Raw genomic sequence first — 17,807 nt, 5'->3', positions numbered from 1 at the left:
CACTCTTTTTTGTTTTAATAATTGAAAAGTTAAGTATAATATCTTATAGAGATCAAGTTCGGAGGGCCCGAGGAGTAGGTGCCGAACTAACGAAATCCTAGAATCTGTGAAAATCGGATCTAGGGTTTTCGTTTTTTATGAGAAATATTAGGTATACAAAAATTTCAAAATATAAAGAAAAAAAAGCCTCAAGCCACTGGACGCCAGTGTGAGACTTTCTCTGTAGAGAACAGAACGAGCGTTGCGACGCACAACTGTTTTCTGTTCCACCATGAAGAACATGTTATCAAATCAGTTTTTGTTTTGTCAACTTTTATTAAATATTATTTTTTTCTGCTAACAAAGATTAAAATGACAATTCCATTTCTTTTAAAAGTTCGTACATCGGAATTGTTGAAACTTCGTATCTATTTGCGACTGCACTGATTTTAGGTTCTTTGTTGGAGAAAGATTTTTTATCAGGAAGAGAAGTTCGTAAATTTCCATCTAGTGTAACAATCGTAAAATCATTTACTTTTGCAATTGCAATTAACCACGGATCAGCTTTTTCTGGTTTTTGCCATTCCGCAAAACCTGCTTCTGACCAGCGAGAACAATTTCTAACCCACTTAATTAATTTATTATAAACACTAATTATTTCTTCATTAATTTCGATTTCGTTTTTCTGGTGTTTTTCTTTTACCCAGGTTACAAGTTCATCCGGGTATTCAATTTCATTGTTCACGTAATCAATTATTTGAACTTCGTGTCTTTTGTTGAGCTCAATCCATAGTTTCGAAAAAACTTCGGGATTATACCATTTCATGTGAGCGTCAATCAAAGAGATAATCAATTCCCAAAACTTTATTTACAAAATTATAGTAACTTTTCAAACCAACTCCTAACATTGAAGCAGCAGTTCTTAACGGCAGTTCACCACTAGATTCACTATTAATGACCGCACTCGCGTATCTACGGTCAACTCTCGAAAGAGCTGTAGTGTAGAAGTCCCTTTTTTCACTTTCCTTTTTCTCTGATTTTATAACCAGATTTTTAGATTGTTGTTCTTTTGCCCATTTAATTAATTCATTGCAATTATCACTAATATTAAGTTCTTTAGCTCTGATTGCGGTAGAAACTAAGCTAGTATGAAATTTATTGCTTAAGCGCTTAAGATTTTCTTGACTAGAAATACCGTCATTAATGTAATCTTTAAAAACATTCTCTGGCATCAGGATATTCACAGTAACTTGGTTAATCCAACGTTCTTTTTTGATTTGAGAATCTGGTCCGACATTTAGAATTTCGTTCTCTCCAACTAAAATATGAATTAGTTCATGCAATAAAGAAAATATTTTGCCTCGAACGCTGTCACATGAATTAATGAAAATCATTGGAGCAATCTCGTCGTATAAAGCAAAAGCTCGAAATTCATTAACATCAAGTGTTCGGTGGGTATCATTTCCAACAATTCCATTTTGCATGACTGTAATGCCTAGGGAGCTAATGCTTTTACGAATCACATTAAATGTATCAATATCAGTTCTGCTTCGTTGGTAAACTTTTGAAAAATCTAAAAGTTCAGTAATTTTATTTGCAACAGTTTGGGGATTATTATCGAATGTAAATTTGGGAATTGATTGAAATAGGATTTCACCGTTTTGTTCAATAAGGTAGTCTTTCAACCATTCTTGACGTGTTTGCATGCTGTGGATTGTGTCAATTAAACGTCTGCTGGGGTATACCTCTAAGTTGTTGATAGTTCTAAAATTGACAAATGAATTCTCTTCTTTAGGAATTTGTTCATCCATTAAGTAAACAAAGGGGATTTTAGTATCATTACTAAAATTTTGAAGCTGTTTCAAAGTAGGGTAGTCTTCTTCTTTTTGAGGGTTCTGCCATCGATCAAGTTTATATTTTTTCTCTAATTGAGAATAATCTTTTTCACCGTGCTGAATTGCCCAGACAATGACTTCCCATTTTACGTGAATTCTTATTCTTTTATTCAATGAGCTACCCCCCTTTCATTTTTTATTTAGTATAATTGATAAAAATTCTTAAAGCAAAAAGATATTGTTAAGTAATAATTAATGCTTGACTTATTTAGCAAACGTTTTACTCTAAAGCCATGAATAAAAACATTGAATGGTTTAAAGAAGCTCGATACGGCATGATGATCCACTGGGGTTTATATTCACTTTTGGCAGGTGAATACAAAGGAAAATCAGCCGGAAATTATGCGGAGTGGATTCAGTCGCGCTTACAAATTCCAAACGCTGAATACGAGAAGTTAACGTCAATTTTTAATCCGATTTACTTTGATGCCAGAGAGATTGTTGCCCTCGCCAAGAACTGTGGAATGCAGTACTTGGTAGTGACGACCAAGCATCATGATGGTTTTGCGATGTATCACTCGTTGGTGGATTCTTACAATATCTATGATGCAACACCATTTCATCGCGATGTCATTGCTGAATTTGCTTCAGCATGCGATAGTGCTGGGTTAAAGTTTGGAGTGTATTATTCGCAGGATTTAGATTGGCATGAACCTAATGGGGGAGGCTATACAGCAAACGATGTTGAGTCCGCGGGGACTACTTGGGATAACAGTTGGGATTTTGTGCAACATGATAAAGATTTTTCTCAATGCTTTCACGATAAAATTTTGCCCCAGATCAAAGAAATTATGACAAATTATGGCGAGATTGCGACAGCGTGGTTCGATGTTCCAATGACTTTAAACTTGGAGCAAAGTCAGGAAATTTATGATGTTGTTAAGAGTCTGCAGCCCAATTGCTTAATTAATTCTCGTTTAGGTAATGGCAAATATGACTACGTTTCGCTTGGTGATAACGAGATTCCTGCGCGTAAAAATGAAGCGAAAGATGTTGATTACAATGCGTTAGGCGGGTTTAAACCATCACCTAACGGTCTATACGAAACTGCGGCAACGATGAATGACTCGTGGGGATTTTCCTATCGTGATCAGAATTGGAAGTCACCGACAGAGATTCATCAGTCTAAGAATCATTTGAACCACTTAGGGATCAATTACCTGTTAAATGTGGGACTTGATGGACTAGGACGCGTGCCAGTACCGGCAGCGGAGATTTTGCGGGAGGAAGTAAGGATTTAAATATAACTATAAAGTATTTTTATATATAATATTTGGAATTTTGTTTCTTTTTTGGTAACATTAATTAAAAACGGATGGACCTATAAGATCGAAGTAAGGTATAAAAATAAAAAATTGGGAAACGATGCAAAGATCTAAAATGTGCTAGAAAAAAATTCGGAAGTAGAAACGCAGATGGTCTTTTGTCTCTTGTTAATTTATTAGAAAGTGCTGAAAATTTACAAGATATTAATCTTTTTAGAATTTATAATCTACATAAATTATCTCATGATCGTAAAGATAAATATGCATTGGATATAAATGGTCGTAGAAGCGGTTATCGATTAATAATTCAACCAATTAATATAGATGGTACTAAATTTATAAATAAAGGTGATAATTTAATAGAATTTTATCGAGAAGTTGAAATAATTGGAGTTGAGGAGGTGTCAAATCATTATGAATAAAATAAGCGTTGGAAATTTGATTGCCTTTCATCCGGGTTATTATATTTTAGAGTATTTAAATCATGAAGGAATGACACAAGAGGAACTCGCAGAAAGGTTAAATACAAATAAGAAAAAAGTTAGTGAATTAGTAAATGGCAAAATTAATCTAGATGATGAATTAATTACAAATTTATCACTAGCCTTAGGGACATCAGAAACTGTTTGGCGTAATCTCAATAATAAGTACAAAGAGGTAAAAGCCAAAATCGATGCCGAAAGAAATCTAGAAAGTGAACGCCCAATTTTAGAACAAATGGATTATTCCTATTGGGTTAAACTAGATTGCGTAAAAAACACGAGAGATTTTAAAGAAAAAGTCGAAGAATTAAAGAGACATTTTAGAATCTCTACTTTAAAGGTTCTTAGTAAAAAAATTTTTTGGTTCAGTATCGGACTTCTGTCAAAGAGGTTGAATCCAAGAATATTATTAATTCTAATGCTTGGGTACAAACGGCATTAAATATCGCTGTTCAAAAAAATGTATCTTCAATAGATCTAGATTATTTAAAAACAAAGTTACCGGATATAAGGAAAATGACGAAACAAAATCCAGAAGTTTTTTTGCCTGAACTTAATCGTATTTTCGAAAATTCTGGTGTGGCTTTTGTAATTCTCCCAAATTTAAAAAATTGTGGTATTAATGGAGCTGTTAAATGGATTGGCAAAGATCGGATTTTGTTGGCAGTTAATGATCGTAGTAAATATGCGGATCAATTTTGGTTTACATTATTTCATGAAATAAAACATGTTTTTCAGAGAAAAAAAGGACACATGATCGTAACGCCGATTGGAGATAATGGGATTACTAATAATTTGGATTTAGATCGTTTAGAAAAAGAAGCAGATCAATTTGCTCAAAATCATTTGATTAATCCTGCAGATTATAAAGCTTTCATTAAAGAAAATGATTTTTCTCGTCGAGCAGTATTAGAATTTTCTGAAGGTATTCAAATTCATCCGGGAGTTGTAGTAGGTAGATTACAAAGAGAGAAGTATCTAGATTACAGACACTTAAATGACTTAAAAATTCAATATCATTTCGACTAAAAGGAATTCAGTTTATCTGGATTCTTTTGTAATTATCTCGAACTTTCGTAAATGATATTGAGCAGCATTTCAGTAAAAATTACAGGGATTGACTGGAGATCAACTGCTGATTATCGAATCGATTATTTAAAAGATCATCTTTCAGCAATGGCGGATGCAATTAATATTGATCATATTCCTTGTTTAGGCTATACGATGTGGGGTCCAATCGAGTTAGTGTCATTATCAACAGGCGAAATGAAGAAACGCTACGGCTTTTTTTATGTAGATATGGACGATCTAGGACACGGTACCTTAAATAGAACTCTAAAGAAATTTTATCAGTGGATGAAACATGTTGTTGAAACCAATGGTGAAGCTTTAGACGAATAGAAAAAACGCTAATGAATTCAAGATCTGATTTCATTGGCGTTTTCTATTGGGGGAGCACTTAAACATCAAGATATGGCATTAAACGTTTTAACACCATTTTAAGTAATTGTTTAAAATATAATCCAAATCTTTTGGATTGAGCTTTTGTCCTTTACACATTAAATTAAAAGTCTGAAATTCATCGTATAAGATAAGTTTTCTAGAATCCAGTTTGACAAAACTAGATTTCGGGAATGGAGGATAGTTGTTACTCAATAAGTAGTTACTTTTAAATATTAATTTATTTTCTTTCCCCGCACTAGAGGAAACGTTCAGTACGTGAACGCCATTTTCTAAAACTTTAACTATTAGGTATGGTCGGCTATATGCAGGCATACTACCGTCAGCAAAACAAGTTTTACCCCAATAAGCTTCTATTACATAATCACCAAATGTCCGTCATCAATCGAAACCGTATATGATTCTTCATCTGCTTCAAATGAATCTAGTTGAGGGAGAATTTCATCAATATTGATCTCTTTTGGATCGTAAAAGAAGGTTACACCATTAATTAGTTCTTTAGTTTGGTTAATTTGCCGGTTATTTTGATAAGTATTTAAAACTTCTTTCATTTTATCAACTTCTAAATCTAAATCCTTATTTGTTATTTCAGCTAATTCTTTATGATGATAACCATTTTCGTTTGTTGACGCTTGATAACGCTTTTTCCAAAAATTGAATTGATGGTTTAATTCAGAAAGTTCTCTAGCAGTTAAATTTCCAAAGATATCAATAGTTTTATTTAAAACATCGTACTCTTTTTGAGAAAAATCAGGATCAAAATTTATTGAATCTTGTTTGAAAGAATTATAGTCATTTTTGTATTTTTGGCGAACTTCTTCAATTACGGTACCGTTTTCGAAAGCACACATTTTTTCAGGAAACAACAATTCTTTGTTTTCGGCATAATTAATAAAATTTGCGAAAAAAAGAAGCTTTTGTAGTTTCATATTTCCATCAAAAGTATCAGGGTGAGAATCAAAACCATTTTTTAAAAAGAATTTGGCATAATCAGTTACATTCCTCATTTTGATTTCCTCCATTTTGGCAATGCTTAAGCATTTATATTATATCAGTAAAAATATCTGTATTATAGAAATAAAAAAATAACATTAATAAGTATTGTTATTGGAGGATATTCGGGATCTTATCTCGTAAGTTATTTTTCAGTTGAAGTAAAACGAAACCCTTCCTTTTCAAAAATCGAAAAAGAAGGGCTTTTCTATGAATTGATTGATTCAATTTTGACTCCCCAATACAGCGGATCTTTATAAGTTATAGAGTATTCTAAACCTTCTGTATGGCTTGTGGGAAGAAAAGTAGTTTTTTTGTTGCGAATAAATAATTTGCTTTTTTGATCGCAGTTAAAGTAATTTAAAATTTGAGAATCTTCTACAACAATTGCTTTACAGATCTGAGAGTAATGCATCTTATATGGATCAAGGTCACAATCTTCAATAATTCGCTGATATATTGAAGCATAGTAGTCAAGAGGAGCATGAGGGCGCATTTTTAAATGTTTGCCATTGATATAACTAATTATGTATTCAGTTATGTTATTGCCAACTGAACAGAGCTGTTTAATTTCTATATACTTCTCGTTCGACGTTAAGTGAAGCTTAGCTTGAATGTCGTTACTGTTCTTTTCTTTTACTGATAATACTTTTGTGCTTTCAGGTATTTTATTATTCACGTTTAATTTACTAATTTGCACTAGCTGCTGGTGATCTTCTTTTGAAACAAAAGTGCCTTTTCCTTGAAGTCTTACAACGTATTTTTTCTCTTGTAGTAAATTTAAAACTTTTACCGCTGTGGTTGAACTAACGTGATAACGATTACATATCTCGGCTTCACTATAAAACTAAAAGTACCATTATTAATTTCATTAATTAAATGGTTTGATATTTCTTGATATTTTGGGGTTGTCATTCGTAAGCTCCTTAGTTTCTGTTTTAAAGCAAGATTAACTTGAGCATTTAACAATCCACTACTAACTAGGTAAATATTATCTAAATTAAGTTAGTAATTTCTATAGCTTGAGTTATATTCGTTCAATTATAATTTTAAACCAAGTAATAACAAAAAATTGATTCACAATTATAATTATTCTTGACACGAATCATTCTAATTTAGCTCTTAGATATTTTGCCCCAATGACCATTTAATTTCAAGAGGGTTTAAATAAACGTTAGAAATGGTTTTATTGAAGTTAGGACAATGTTTCGTTTGCCTATCTTCTTTGATGTTCGTGAAAATGTAATAGTAGCTATCTAATATATAATTAATTAAATCGGACTTTAGATCATTTATATTATTAATCAAGTATAAATTAAATCGGTTCAATGAGATCTTAATCTCAAAAAATTAAAATTTATTTAAAAAAATTACTTTAAATTTAATTACGATTTATGAAATAATAAAAGGAATTTTTAATTTTTGAAGGGGAAAATTAATGGGTACGTCAGATGGTAATGGACCACATGATCATACAGACATCACAAAAATGCTAGAAGTGAGAGAACAATATGGATTAAATTATGACGAAGAATTATATCAATTGATAAATAAGATCTATAAAAAATTAAAGAAAGAAAAACTTAGTGTAAAAGCTTTTTCAACTTCCCTTATTTTTTATTACGCAATGATCATTTGTTATGTAGCTTTGTTTATTTTGTTAGGCCTATTTTCAAATAAAATTACAGTAGAAAAAAACTCTAAATCTTTTAAATTTCCTTATTTTCCATTTAAATTGAACAAAAATATCTTTTTTTCAGTTAATTTTTGGCTAGATACATTAATTGTAATGTTTTTAATATTTACAATTCTTTTTATATTTTTTATTTTTAAAGATATAAAAAATTTGCGTAATTCAGATAAACGAGATAATTATTACAAGTTATTAAATTCAGCAATTAATAGGGGTGAAGGAAATGCTTATGAGTTCAAAACATTATTAAGATTTACGTATAATTCAATAAAACAAAGTAACTTTACGATAAAAATTAATATTGATGATCCCAAAAGTTATATAGAAATTTTTTCTAATTATTTTTCAAGAAGTGCTAAAAGAAATAAGAATTTTCGATATGCGGGATGGATAATAATTTCCATAATATTAATACCCATGTTTCTTGATATTTTTAATAAGTTAAAACATATCGAAGTACAAGTATTTATTCTTATTATTTCAAGTATACTTTTGGGAATACTCTTTTTCACTCTTGTTTACTCAGATCCGGTGTTATTGGAAAAAATTTTTATTCCCAATTTAGCAAAAGAATCAGACGTAATTGACCTTTTAACTATTTATTTTTATTACTATCAAAAAATTAAGGACCAGGTTGAAAGTGAATCTGGAGAAAAAGAGGATTTAAATTCTGAAACAAAACTGGCAAATGGTAAAGATAAATCTTCAAACAAAGTTAAAGGATCTGCTGATGACCCTAAAAAAATATCAAATGATAAAAATTAAACCACTAGTCACTCAACCCATTATTTTTAATCACTTTCCTATACCAGTAAAAACTGTCTTTAGGGATTCTCTTTAAATCCTTAAGATCGAAATCAGTACGATCAACGTATATAAAACCATAACGCTTTTTAAATCCTTGGTGAGAACTTAGTAAATCCATTGCTGACCAAGGACAATAGCCAAAGAGCTCGACGCCGTCTTGAATGGCATCATAGCATGCTTCAATGTGGTCATGAAGATAGCTAATTCGGTAAGGGTCTTTGACCTCGCCATCACTAGTCAGCTTGTCAGCAGTACCAAGACCGTTTTCGGTAATGATCATTGGCAGGCGAAATTGACGGTGATATTCATTAAGTAAAATTCTTAGGCCTGTCGGGTCAATTTGTGCTCCATACTCGCTTGCTTTAAGTTCAGGATTTGGCATGATCTTAAAATAGCCGGCCAGGTCAAAATCAATATCTCTAACTCTAGTGCCGAATGGATGCTCTTCATCAATCGGGAAATATCCTGCCATTAAGGTTCGGTAGTAATTCACAGCGATAAAATCAGGTTTAGCATTCTTAAGGATGTCAGTATCGGTTGGTTCGGTTTTTGGCGCGATGTCCATTTTATTTAAATATTCTTTGTAATAACCCGGATACTCCCCGTAACAATACATCTCCAGCGCGTAGTTGGTTTTAAAATTATCATTCATCTTAGCAGCCCAGACGTCCATTGGGCGACTTGTTGCAGGATAGGTCATCGTTGAAGATACCGCGGGACCAATTTTTGCATCTGAAATCATTTCGTGGCAGTTGTTAATGGCTTGAGCGCTTGCTAAAAACATATGGTAGTCCATTTGAGCCCGAACTCTTTCACAGTCTTCTTTTGGTGTGTCCCACATATTCATCCGTTCGTCCACGCGAATCATCAAGTTTTGTTCATTAATTGGCTGCCAGTATTTGACCCGATCACCAAACGCTTGAAAACAAGTTTGGGCATAACGACTAAAAGCATGAACGCAAGCGCGGTTTTCCCAGCCGTTATACTTTTTCGCTAAAGCCAGTGGCAGATCAAAGTGATAAAGCGTGACCAAAGGGATCATGCCTTCTTTAATGAGACAATCGATAACTCGATTATAGAAGTCAATTCCTTTTTGGTTAATTTCGCCATCTCCGTCAGGAATTATTCGGCTCCAAGCAATTGAAAAGCGGTAAGCCTTCATCCCCATTTTCTTCATTAACTTGATGTCATCTTCATAGTGGTGATAAAAATCACTGGCCACAGTAGTATCAGCCTGCTTATTAGAGAGCTTAAACGAATTGAAGTCGGCAACACTTTCGCCTTTGCCATCCTCATTCCATGCTCCTTCAATTTGAAAAGCCGAGGAAGAAGCGCCCCACAAGAAATCTTCTTTAAATTTTTTCATTAGTTCTCCTTTTTGATGAATAAAAGTTCGTCATTTTGATTAACTTCTTTAGCAGCAGTTGCGCCAATTGCTGCATAGTCTTTTGAGTTGGTAATAATAATTGAAGTGGTCAGGTCAAATCCTTCTTTTTTGATCGCTGAAGAATCAAAGCTGACGATCTGTTCACCCTGTTTAAGGTGCTGATCGACGTCGACTGCTTTTTTAAAATACTTGCCTTTTAGTTCGACGGTATCAATGCCGATATGGATTAACATTTCTACGCCGTTATCTAAGGTCAAGCCAATTGCGTGCATCGTTGGATAAAGCACATTTACTGTACAGTCCATCGGGGCTGCAACTTCGCCAATTGTGGGATCAACGGCGATGCCTTTACCCATGGCGCCGCTCGCAAAAACTTCGTCGTTCACTTCTTCCAGCGGGATAACTTTTCCGGCAACGGGTGAGAGAATTTGAATGTCACTTTCGGTAGGCGCGACTTGATCATCAACGACGTCTTGGGCTGCAATTGACCTGGTTTCATTTTCTTCAGGTAAATCTTTAAATCCCAAAATCATTGTCATTGCACAGGCACCAAAAAAGGCAATCATACATCCCAGAATATACGTAATAAATCCTTTGGCTCCTGCACTCGCATAGACGGGGATCGTCAAAACACCCTGATTGGCAAAAGCATTTCCGAAAGATCCGCCCCAGCCCATTAAACCACCGCCGATAGCACCGCTGATTACCGCATAGACCATTGGCTTTTTAAGCCGTAAGTTAGCTCCGTAAATTGCCGGTTCGGTAATTCCAAAGAGGGCAGTGACGGTAGCTGAGGCTGCGACAGTTTTCAAATTTTTATTTTTGGTTTTGAAAAATACTCCTAAAGCAGCGCCAGCTTGTGAAAAGTTTGCAGCTCCCGCAAAAGCTAACAAGTTCTGCCGCCCCGTTTTGGCAACATCGTTAATTCCAATGGGAATAATTGCTCGATGAGCTCCGAAGATAACCAAGACGCACCAGATTCCTCCGATGAAAGCACCAAGCAGAATTGGACTAATATGCATGATGAAATAATAAAGCCAGTTGACGAAGTTACCGAGGTAAATTCCGATTGGGCCAAAGACCATTAAGGTTAGAGGAATCATGATAATCAGAGAAAGCGTTGGCACCATGATGATCTTTAAGACTTCCGGCATGATTTTGGTAATAAAGCGTTCAACGTAAGAAAGAATGAAGACCGCGATAATAATTGGAATAACAGAAGAGGTGTAGTTAGCTTTTGTGATGCCAATCCCAAATAGAGTTACGGCGGATTTGCCGGTCATTAAAGTCACGATTGTCGGATAGCAAAGCGTGGCGCCGATAATCATGGCGATGTAATCATTAGTTTTGAACACTTTGGCCGCTGAGCGGGCTAAGATAATTGGCATGAAGTAGAAAAGAGCATCAGAAGCCGCATTTAAAATGATATAAGTATTGAATGTTTTGATGTCAGTATGGTACATGTTGGTGCCGATAATCGCAGCAACGGCGAGAATTCCTTTAAGCATGCCAGAAGCGGCAATGGCGGGAATTGTTGGGGTGAAAATCGCCGCAATAACGTTTAAGATTTTAGTCCAGATGCTGACCTTTTCTTCTTTGTCAGGCTGATCATTTTGGAGTTCACCTAATAACGGCATGATCGCTTCAGCAACTGCATCTACCTTGTTGCCGAGGACGACTTGAAATTGACCGCTGGCTTCTACGACCTGGATGACTCCTTCAATGTTAGAAATTGCGTCTTTGTTGGCTTTGCTTTTATCTTTTAAGACGAATCGCAGTCGGGTAAAACAATGGGTCAGCTCAGAGACGTTTTCTTTGCCACCCACATCATCTAAAATTTGTTGTGCAGTTTTTTGATAATCCAAGATCACTTTCTCCTTTGTAAAAAAAACGAGACCAAAAACACCTAAGTCAGTTTTCACTTAGCTGAGTTCGATCTCGTTTTCTTTAGTGTGTAATATTAAGAAATTTAACACGCTTACTAAATAAAAGCAAGATTTTTTGAATTCAAATTCTGTTATTTATTCACAACTTCAAAGAAGGAGGTCGTTAGCGGAGCATACTTTTGAGATGAATCTTTATGATCGATTGCAAAAGAATGAAGATGCTGGGAGTCACTTTTAAAAAGTCGGTAATCTAAAATATTAACTTGAAAAGTTGGTCGTAGTTCTGAAACGTCTTCGGCGCCTCGTTCTTCAAAGTTTTTAGTTAATTCGGTTAAGCAGTAATATTCAACCTCGCTTTCTGAAGAGAGATCTTCACTCTTTAGGACTTGGACCCGGATGATTACATCGGCGCCATCTTTTAAATGAGCAAGGGCACTTACTCCTTTGTATTTAGAGTAATCAGGATTTTCCAGCGTAAAGTTTTCTACGTCAAGATCTAACATGTCCTTGGCAAATCCGATAAGGATATTAGGGTGCATGGGGTTACAGAAAGTTTTTCTTAAAAAGTCATTGTTTAAAGGTAAAGCTCTTTTGTTTGTCATTGCAAACTCCTTAAAATTTTTTTGGATTTTTCGCGTCCATATAAACATTACGCAGCTTTTTCTTTTTGGGAAAAACTAACGTAAAATTAAGAAAAATAAAGGTAAGGATAAACAACGACAAAAGAAAAAAAGATCGAATTAATTAGAGCAGGCAAAGAAGGAAATCATAGTGTTTGGGTTGAAGGAACCAAAAATATGTTAATTATGAAGGTTTTATTGGGATTATTCGGTTAATGAGAGATAAGCTGCCTGATCTCGATCCTGAATTATTTTCAGCGGATATGCATCAGATTATTCAAGAGGTGCAGCTTGATCCAGATCGTTTTACGAAAGACAAATGGAACGGATCAAAAAATTGAAATTCCTCAGCTGCGGGTTAAAGATCTGTTAACGGAAGAGAAAAAGACGTTAAAGATTCCTCTTGAGACAATAAGGAAGGTTACCGATTATTCAGAATGTCTTGAAATCATTACGGAGACAGAAGTTTTAATTAAGGGACCTTATGACGCTATTTCTGACGCAGCTCCTAAACATATAATTGCTGAGGTACTAGCTAAAATGCAAATCAATTATTTACTTTACAATTATGAGTCGAACGAAACTGCAATTTTTAAAATTATTGACGATGCAAGCAGGAAAGGGAAAAATAATAACTAAATTAAAAGTAATGGAATTTAAAAGCTGATGGAATGAAAAAGAAAACAAAAATTGGAATCGTTTTAGTGATTTTTGCTGCTGCTTTTTGTGTGTACGTTTGGCACGAATGGCCTTATTGACAGCTCAATTCTGATTTAGAACCAGTTAGTGCGGGCTTTTCAAGAGAATCGAGTACTCGCTGGAGCATCGGCTATCTAAAGCCGTTAAACATTAAGGTTTCTGGTAAGAATTACAAATATTCGATCATCACAGTGGGCTACAACGTTGATGGGAAAATGGTCCCCACTTATATGAGATTTTATTTAGAGAATTATAAATTCATGAGATGGTTCACGGTCTCTTTTGAAACGCCAACCGTTACATTTTCCTATGAAGATGGCCCTGGTGGCGAAGGGGTTGAGTCGCGGGCAGAAATTGATCTGGAATATAACGTGAATAAATCTAATAAAACAGGTGAATTAATTGATGATAATTATCGATTTGATGAAAAACAGAAGCAAAAACTTACCCATCAGCAAATGCGTGAGGTGTTAAAGCCGCTTAAAGAAGCATTTAATTCTCTGTCAGATCAAAAGCTGACCGTCGACGTTCTTAAAAGAAAGGCTCAGAGTGATTTAAAAACAGCACCTGGCACTGTTAGTAATATAGATGAAGATAATTGATGGAATTATCAATACATATGGCGAAATTGCTGTGATTAAAGCGGTAGTGTTCGCTTTTTTGTTTGGGAAGTATTTCTAAAGAAGTTCTGATGAATTGTTGAAATTACTGATAGTTTGTCAAATCCCTTTTTTGAAACGAATACTTTTAAAATCTAACAAAATTAAAGTGTTAATGGTGCTAAAATTTGTTCTTAGTAATAGAACTAGGAGCAAGCATGAATTTAAGTTGGAGAAATTTCAAATATTTTTTTGAAGTTTTGATCGGAATTTTAATTTTCATAGTTGCATTGAGCTGGCACCTTGATCTTAAAGCTGAAGATAGATCAGCAGAGGTATCAGTCAATAAATCCCAAAAACTAACACGTGATGATTCTTCTAAAATTGATGGAAGAGTTGTGAGAAATGGGGATTTTCGTTTTAAAGCAAGCATCACGACAACCAATGATCAAAGTGTTGTAAGTTTAAATTGGGATTCAATAGACGGGGCAACTGATGGTTATATTGTCCAAAAAAATAAGAGTGAAAGAGATCTTGATCTTGAGAGCGCGTGGTCAAATCTCCCGACTAATTACGACAAAAAAGTTAAAATTTTAAATGTTTATCCACCAGGCGGGAACTTTTTAAAAACGTGGCTGGATCAAACTGATCCTCAGACGGGACAACCAATTTCAAAAAATCTAATTTCCGTTGATGCCATTGATTTTAGTACTTTTAATGCAGATCCCAATTCGTATTTAAAGGATGCTGCAGGAAATTATAAGTACGACGGGATTTATTTTGGCTCAAGCGACACTAATGGCGGCACGACACCGGGCGTAAATGATTTGACAGCAGCTTCAAAGTCTTTGGTGTCCGATTTTGGCAATACGGGTCGTTCTTTAATTTTTGGTCATGACACGGTTACGCTTACTCATCCATATTTAGGCAGTTTTGCTGGTAACTTAGGGCTAGAATTTGGTTCTTCTTTACCAGCTGGCATGACTGTTACTGGTCTGCATTTTCCATCCAGTTCTAAAGTGGCGTTTGCAAGAAAAGGATCTCTGATTAGCTATCCTTATCAATTTACGCCAGAACAAATTCTTAATATTATGCCCGCTCATACGTCATATCAATTTTACAAGTATAAAAGTGGTGCTTTGAGATGGATGCAGTTTTCACCGCCCTTAAGTGACTTAAAGACCGGCACAAGTATGACTAATCCGGATTATTTAAATGATGACAGTGGTAATGTAGTTGGCGATAACAATTGGTATTTGGTGACTAAAGATAACTATGCAATGATCCAAACAGGTCATAGTACTGGTTCTTGTACGACTGATGAAGCTAAAATCATTGCTAACATGATCTACTACACGAGTACCTTGAACATGACTACACACGGAGAAGATCATGAAATTGATCAAGACCTTACAGCACCGAAGGCCCCTTATTTAGCATCCCTGAATGAAAACAACAATAATTTTAGAGTTAATGCAACAGATACCGGGAACGATTATTTTTACCGAGTAAAAGCAAAAACTGCAACAGCAGACAAATATTCGGATATGGTTAAACTGACGACCGCTGCCAGTGGAATTAAAGGATACGTTTATCAGATTGACAGCGATCCAAATGGGGTTGCAGCTCCTGTAAAAAATGCAGCTGGCGAAGTGACCAATATAAATCTTTTGCCGGATGTGTCGGGTACAAGTTCAGCGACACTTAATTTAACTTCAATTACGGGAACAGATCAATATCTTCACATTGTTGCTGTGGATAACAATAACAATTTCGATTTATCAAAAAGCCGCACGGTCAAACTCAATACCACGCCTTGGTGGACTTTTCAAAATGGCGTTCTCACAATTCATCCTCATCAGTTGAACAAAACTCTTGATACAAGCGAGACAGTTCAAGATGAGGACAGTTGGAAATGGTTTCCAATCTGGCCGTGGTATTCTTTTCGCGATGAGATTACTAAAGTTGTGATTGAGCCGGGAGTTTCTGGAATTGGTGATTTAAGCCATTTATTTTATCAACTGGAAAATGTGACGGAATTTGTTGGGATTACCAATCTTGATACGAGCCAAGTGACGGGGATTCAGTCGATGTTTGAATGGTGTAAGTCGATCAGCACGGTGGATTTCTCAGGTTTTGATACCAGACAAGTTACCGATATGTCACGAGTTCTAAGACATTGCGAGAACGTAACGTCGATTAGGTACGGGGCCAATTTTAAGACCGATAACGCAACTGATATTGGCGGATTTTTCGAATCGATCAAAAAAATGACGACTTTTGACGTGTCAGGTTTTAACACCAGCAACGTTGAAGATATGGAGGATATGTTTGGCGGGTGCGACGCTTTAATTAGTGTTGATGTAAGTAATTTTGATACCAGTAAGGTTAAAGAGATGCGTTTTATGTTTTGTAATAACGCATCATTGAAAGAGGTCAATCTTGGTAACTTTAATACCAGCAATTTAGAGTCGATGCGGGAAATGTTTGTTAATGATCCTGCTTTAACGAAGGTGACCTTTGGACCTGATTTTAAGACCGATAAAGTCACAAATATGATGGGACTTTTTCGTAATTGCACCTCACTGCCAATCCTCGATTTATCTAATTTTACGATTAATTCTGGGACTAATGTTGATCAAATGTTTGCGAATACGCCAAAGCTATGGCAGCTGACTCTTGGAACTGATACAAAATTATCAGATCTAGCTGGAAATGATGTTGGGCTCGTAAATCCTGTGCGTGGTACAGAAATTAATGATGAGACAGGTAAGTATTACTGTACATATTCAATGTGGCGAGAAGTTGGCGTTGGCACACCGCATGAACCTTTGGGAGAAAATAAAACAGCTGCTCAAATTGTGAGTGATTCTAAGATTTTAAGCAAAACTACCACGTATGTTTGGGATCAGCTGGGAAGCCAAAGGATTCGCACTACGTCCGATATTGATTTTGGGACGCATGAAGGTGCGACACGCCATCATAGTTATGAAAGTACCGCGCAGAGTTTAACAGTAACCGATGACCGTAATGGTAAATCTGGCAATGCTTGGCGGATTGAAGCTGCTAATAGTGATATGCAGAATTCATCCGGCAAAACGATTAGTGGAAATCCGCTATTTTATAATGATGGCAGTAATGAATATAACCTAACCCCTGTTGCCCAGACGATCTATTCTGGAACTCGCAGCACTAATTTGGAAGATTCAAAGACAATTTCATGGAATTTAATTTTCAAAGCTGCTGCCAAAGATATTCCTGAAGCAGGGCATTATAGCAGTACTGTTACTTTTACTTTAGTTAATGTGCCTTGAGGGTAAATTAAAAACCGGTTTGTAAAAAAGCCGGTTTTTTTGGTGTTATTTTGTCATGTCATAATGACTTTTATATTTAGCAGACTCACCTTTCTGGAAATAATAGTTATAGTAGTCGTGAATTTGTTCAACTTTATCCTTGCTGTTAGGGTGAATTCCTGAGAATGTTTGTACGGCGTAAAGGTTGCCGTCACTGCCTTTAGCTACTCCAACGCCAGTTGCAATATAAAATGGATTGAGCATATTTTTTCGATGACGCAAATACGGATCATTTTTGTCGAGATATAGTTTTTTAATAATGTTAATGGCATTTGTTTTGGCGTTTTTGCTGTCAGGCACTGTTACAATGTTTTCGCCTGCATAAGAATTAGGATGAACAGTTCCCCAACCAACGGTGTTTGAATTCTTAATAGCTGCTAAATGTTCAGCACGGTATTGTGAAGAGATATCTAATCCATTGACTTCTGTTAAAGAGGATCGTTTGTTTTGAGAACGAAGTCTTTTTAGTTCAGCAATCACAGCTTTTGAATTTGCGTTTTGAGCGGCCGGTTTACTTTTTGGCTTAGTCTTAGCCGAAGTTTGGTTATAATTGCTGTGAGCAGCGGATACTGGTTGGATCGCAGTACCTAACATCAACGTTGAAAGAACGATTGAAAAAATGATAGTGTTTTTATTTAGTTTCATTTTTTACCCCTTTTTTTAAAAACAAGGTTATTTTAAATACATT

17 protein-coding genes and 1 pseudogene are annotated in these 17,807 nt (G+C 35.2%); 9 read left to right on the top strand and 9 right to left on the bottom strand.

Annotated features, from left to right (window positions below; genetic code table 11):
• Positions 1-346: 346 nt before the first annotated feature.
• On the bottom strand, positions 347-805 hold the full coding sequence (locus R8749_RS10540; protein WP_317696594.1) for a DUF4411 family protein: 459 nt from the start codon (positions 803-805) through the stop codon (positions 347-349).
• A 7-nt stretch (positions 806-812) separates the two neighbouring features.
• Positions 813-1,988 (bottom strand): ImmA/IrrE family metallo-endopeptidase, encoded by a 1,176-nt coding sequence (locus R8749_RS10535; protein ID WP_317696657.1) that lies wholly within the window; start codon positions 1,986-1,988, stop codon positions 813-815.
• 119 nt (positions 1,989-2,107) lie between these two features.
• On the opposite strand from R8749_RS10535, the gene R8749_RS10530 reads away from it, so the two are divergent.
• The 5 genes and pseudogenes from R8749_RS10530 to R8749_RS10510 all read left to right on the top strand — a co-directional run.
• The gene (locus R8749_RS10530; protein ID WP_317696591.1) at positions 2,108-3,115 is read left to right on the top strand and encodes an alpha-L-fucosidase; all 1,008 of its coding nucleotides are present in this window, start codon (positions 2,108-2,110) and stop codon (positions 3,113-3,115) included.
• A gap of 182 nt (positions 3,116-3,297) precedes the next feature.
• Positions 3,298-3,561, top strand: a complete 264-nt coding sequence (locus tag R8749_RS10525) for a hypothetical protein (RefSeq protein WP_317696590.1) — start codon at positions 3,298-3,300, stop codon at positions 3,559-3,561.
• Positions 3,554-4,063 (top strand): helix-turn-helix transcriptional regulator, encoded by a 510-nt coding sequence (locus R8749_RS10520; RefSeq protein ID WP_317696654.1) that lies wholly within the window; start codon positions 3,554-3,556, stop codon positions 4,061-4,063. Before R8749_RS10525 ends, R8749_RS10520 begins: the two co-directional genes overlap by 8 nt.
• A 74-nt stretch (positions 4,064-4,137) precedes the next feature.
• Positions 4,138-4,650, top strand: coding sequence for an ImmA/IrrE family metallo-endopeptidase (locus tag R8749_RS10515; protein WP_317696651.1), 513 nt, complete (start codon positions 4,138-4,140; stop codon positions 4,648-4,650).
• Positions 4,651-4,758: 108 nt separating this feature from the next.
• A pseudogene (locus R8749_RS10510) lies at positions 4,759-5,022 on the top strand (family 1 glycosylhydrolase); the annotation flags it as partial.
• Between the two features lie 416 nt (positions 5,023-5,438).
• Here the strand turns inward: R8749_RS10510 and R8749_RS10505 are convergent.
• The 3 genes from R8749_RS10505 to R8749_RS10495 all read right to left on the bottom strand — a co-directional run bounded on the left by R8749_RS10505 (position 5,439) and on the right by R8749_RS10495 (position 6,990).
• Positions 5,439-6,089: a Panacea domain-containing protein gene (locus R8749_RS10505; RefSeq protein ID WP_317696588.1), complete on the bottom strand. Its 651-nt coding sequence runs from the start codon at positions 6,087-6,089 to the stop codon at positions 5,439-5,441.
• Between the two features lie 194 nt (positions 6,090-6,283).
• The gene (locus R8749_RS10500; protein WP_317696586.1) at positions 6,284-6,775 is read right to left on the bottom strand and encodes a UTRA domain-containing protein; all 492 of its coding nucleotides are present in this window, start codon (positions 6,773-6,775) and stop codon (positions 6,284-6,286) included.
• 89 nt (positions 6,776-6,864) lie between these two features.
• The gene (locus R8749_RS10495) at positions 6,865-6,990 is read right to left on the bottom strand and encodes a hypothetical protein (protein ID WP_317696584.1); all 126 of its coding nucleotides are present in this window, start codon (positions 6,988-6,990) and stop codon (positions 6,865-6,867) included.
• 523 nt (positions 6,991-7,513) lie between these two features.
• On the opposite strand from R8749_RS10495, the gene R8749_RS10490 reads away from it, so the two are divergent.
• Positions 7,514-8,533, top strand: coding sequence for a hypothetical protein (locus tag R8749_RS10490; protein WP_317696582.1), 1,020 nt, complete (start codon positions 7,514-7,516; stop codon positions 8,531-8,533).
• Between the two features lie 4 nt (positions 8,534-8,537).
• Here the strand turns inward: R8749_RS10490 and R8749_RS10485 are convergent, their stop codons facing one another.
• The 3 genes from R8749_RS10485 to R8749_RS10475 all read right to left on the bottom strand — a co-directional run bounded on the left by R8749_RS10485 (position 8,538) and on the right by R8749_RS10475 (position 12,450).
• Positions 8,538-9,941: a glycoside hydrolase family 1 protein gene (locus R8749_RS10485; RefSeq protein WP_317696579.1), complete on the bottom strand. Its 1,404-nt coding sequence runs from the start codon at positions 9,939-9,941 to the stop codon at positions 8,538-8,540.
• Entirely contained in the window at positions 9,941-11,827 is a 1,887-nt protein-coding gene (locus tag R8749_RS10480) for a beta-glucoside-specific PTS transporter subunit IIABC (RefSeq protein WP_317696577.1), read from the bottom strand. The genes R8749_RS10485 and R8749_RS10480 overlap by 1 nt, the downstream gene beginning before the upstream one ends.
• Before the next feature lie 152 nt (positions 11,828-11,979).
• Entirely contained in the window at positions 11,980-12,450 is a 471-nt protein-coding gene (locus R8749_RS10475; RefSeq protein ID WP_317696575.1) for a hypothetical protein, read from the bottom strand.
• A 309-nt stretch (positions 12,451-12,759) separates the two neighbouring features.
• Here R8749_RS10475 and R8749_RS10470 point away from each other — a divergent pair, with 309 nt between their 5' ends.
• The 3 genes from R8749_RS10470 to R8749_RS10460 all read left to right on the top strand — a co-directional run bounded on the left by R8749_RS10470 (position 12,760) and on the right by R8749_RS10460 (position 17,080).
• Complete coding sequence (locus R8749_RS10470; protein ID WP_317696573.1) at positions 12,760-13,107, top strand: hypothetical protein; 348 nt, start codon at positions 12,760-12,762, stop codon at positions 13,105-13,107.
• A gap of 251 nt (positions 13,108-13,358) precedes the next feature.
• Positions 13,359-13,769: a hypothetical protein gene (locus tag R8749_RS10465; RefSeq protein WP_317696571.1), complete on the top strand. Its 411-nt coding sequence runs from the start codon at positions 13,359-13,361 to the stop codon at positions 13,767-13,769.
• A 215-nt stretch (positions 13,770-13,984) separates the two neighbouring features.
• Entirely contained in the window at positions 13,985-17,080 is a 3,096-nt protein-coding gene (locus R8749_RS10460) for a BspA family leucine-rich repeat surface protein (protein WP_317696569.1), read from the top strand.
• Between the two features lie 45 nt (positions 17,081-17,125).
• On the opposite strand, the gene R8749_RS10455 is transcribed toward R8749_RS10460, so the two are convergent.
• On the bottom strand, positions 17,126-17,764 hold the full coding sequence (locus R8749_RS10455) for a CAP domain-containing protein (protein ID WP_317696567.1): 639 nt from the start codon (positions 17,762-17,764) through the stop codon (positions 17,126-17,128).
• Between the last annotated feature and the right edge of the window lie 43 nt (positions 17,765-17,807).

Source organism: Xylocopilactobacillus apis, assembly GCF_033095965.1.
Taxonomy (GTDB): Bacteria; Bacillota; Bacilli; order Lactobacillales; family Lactobacillaceae; genus Xylocopilactobacillus; species Xylocopilactobacillus apis.
This window is presented reverse-complemented; position numbering and strand designations above follow the sequence as displayed.

What these genes read in the sequence shown, in the direction of transcription:
- R8749_RS10540 (WP_317696594.1), bottom strand. Translation starts at nt 805, where the DNA reads ATGAAATGGTATAATCCCGAAGTTTTTTCGAAACTATGGATTGAGCTC.
- R8749_RS10530 (WP_317696591.1), top strand. Translation starts at nt 2,108, where the DNA reads ATGAATAAAAACATTGAATGGTTTAAAGAAGCTCGATACGGCATGATG.
- R8749_RS10520 (WP_317696654.1), top strand. Translation starts at nt 3,554, where the DNA reads ATGAATAAAATAAGCGTTGGAAATTTGATTGCCTTTCATCCGGGTTAT.
- R8749_RS10515 (WP_317696651.1), top strand. Translation starts at nt 4,138, where the DNA reads ATGACGAAACAAAATCCAGAAGTTTTTTTGCCTGAACTTAATCGTATT.
- R8749_RS10505 (WP_317696588.1), bottom strand. Translation starts at nt 6,089, where the DNA reads ATGAGGAATGTAACTGATTATGCCAAATTCTTTTTAAAAAATGGTTTT.
- R8749_RS10495 (WP_317696584.1), bottom strand. Translation starts at nt 6,990, where the DNA reads ATGACAACCCCAAAATATCAAGAAATATCAAACCATTTAATTAATGAA.
- R8749_RS10490 (WP_317696582.1), top strand. Translation starts at nt 7,514, where the DNA reads ATGGGTACGTCAGATGGTAATGGACCACATGATCATACAGACATCACA.
- R8749_RS10485 (WP_317696579.1), bottom strand. Translation starts at nt 9,941, where the DNA reads ATGAAAAAATTTAAAGAAGATTTCTTGTGGGGCGCTTCTTCCTCGGCT.
- R8749_RS10475 (WP_317696575.1), bottom strand. Translation starts at nt 12,450, where the DNA reads ATGACAAACAAAAGAGCTTTACCTTTAAACAATGACTTTTTAAGAAAA.
- R8749_RS10460 (WP_317696569.1), top strand. Translation starts at nt 13,985, where the DNA reads ATGAATTTAAGTTGGAGAAATTTCAAATATTTTTTTGAAGTTTTGATC.
- R8749_RS10455 (WP_317696567.1), bottom strand. Translation starts at nt 17,764, where the DNA reads ATGAAACTAAATAAAAACACTATCATTTTTTCAATCGTTCTTTCAACG.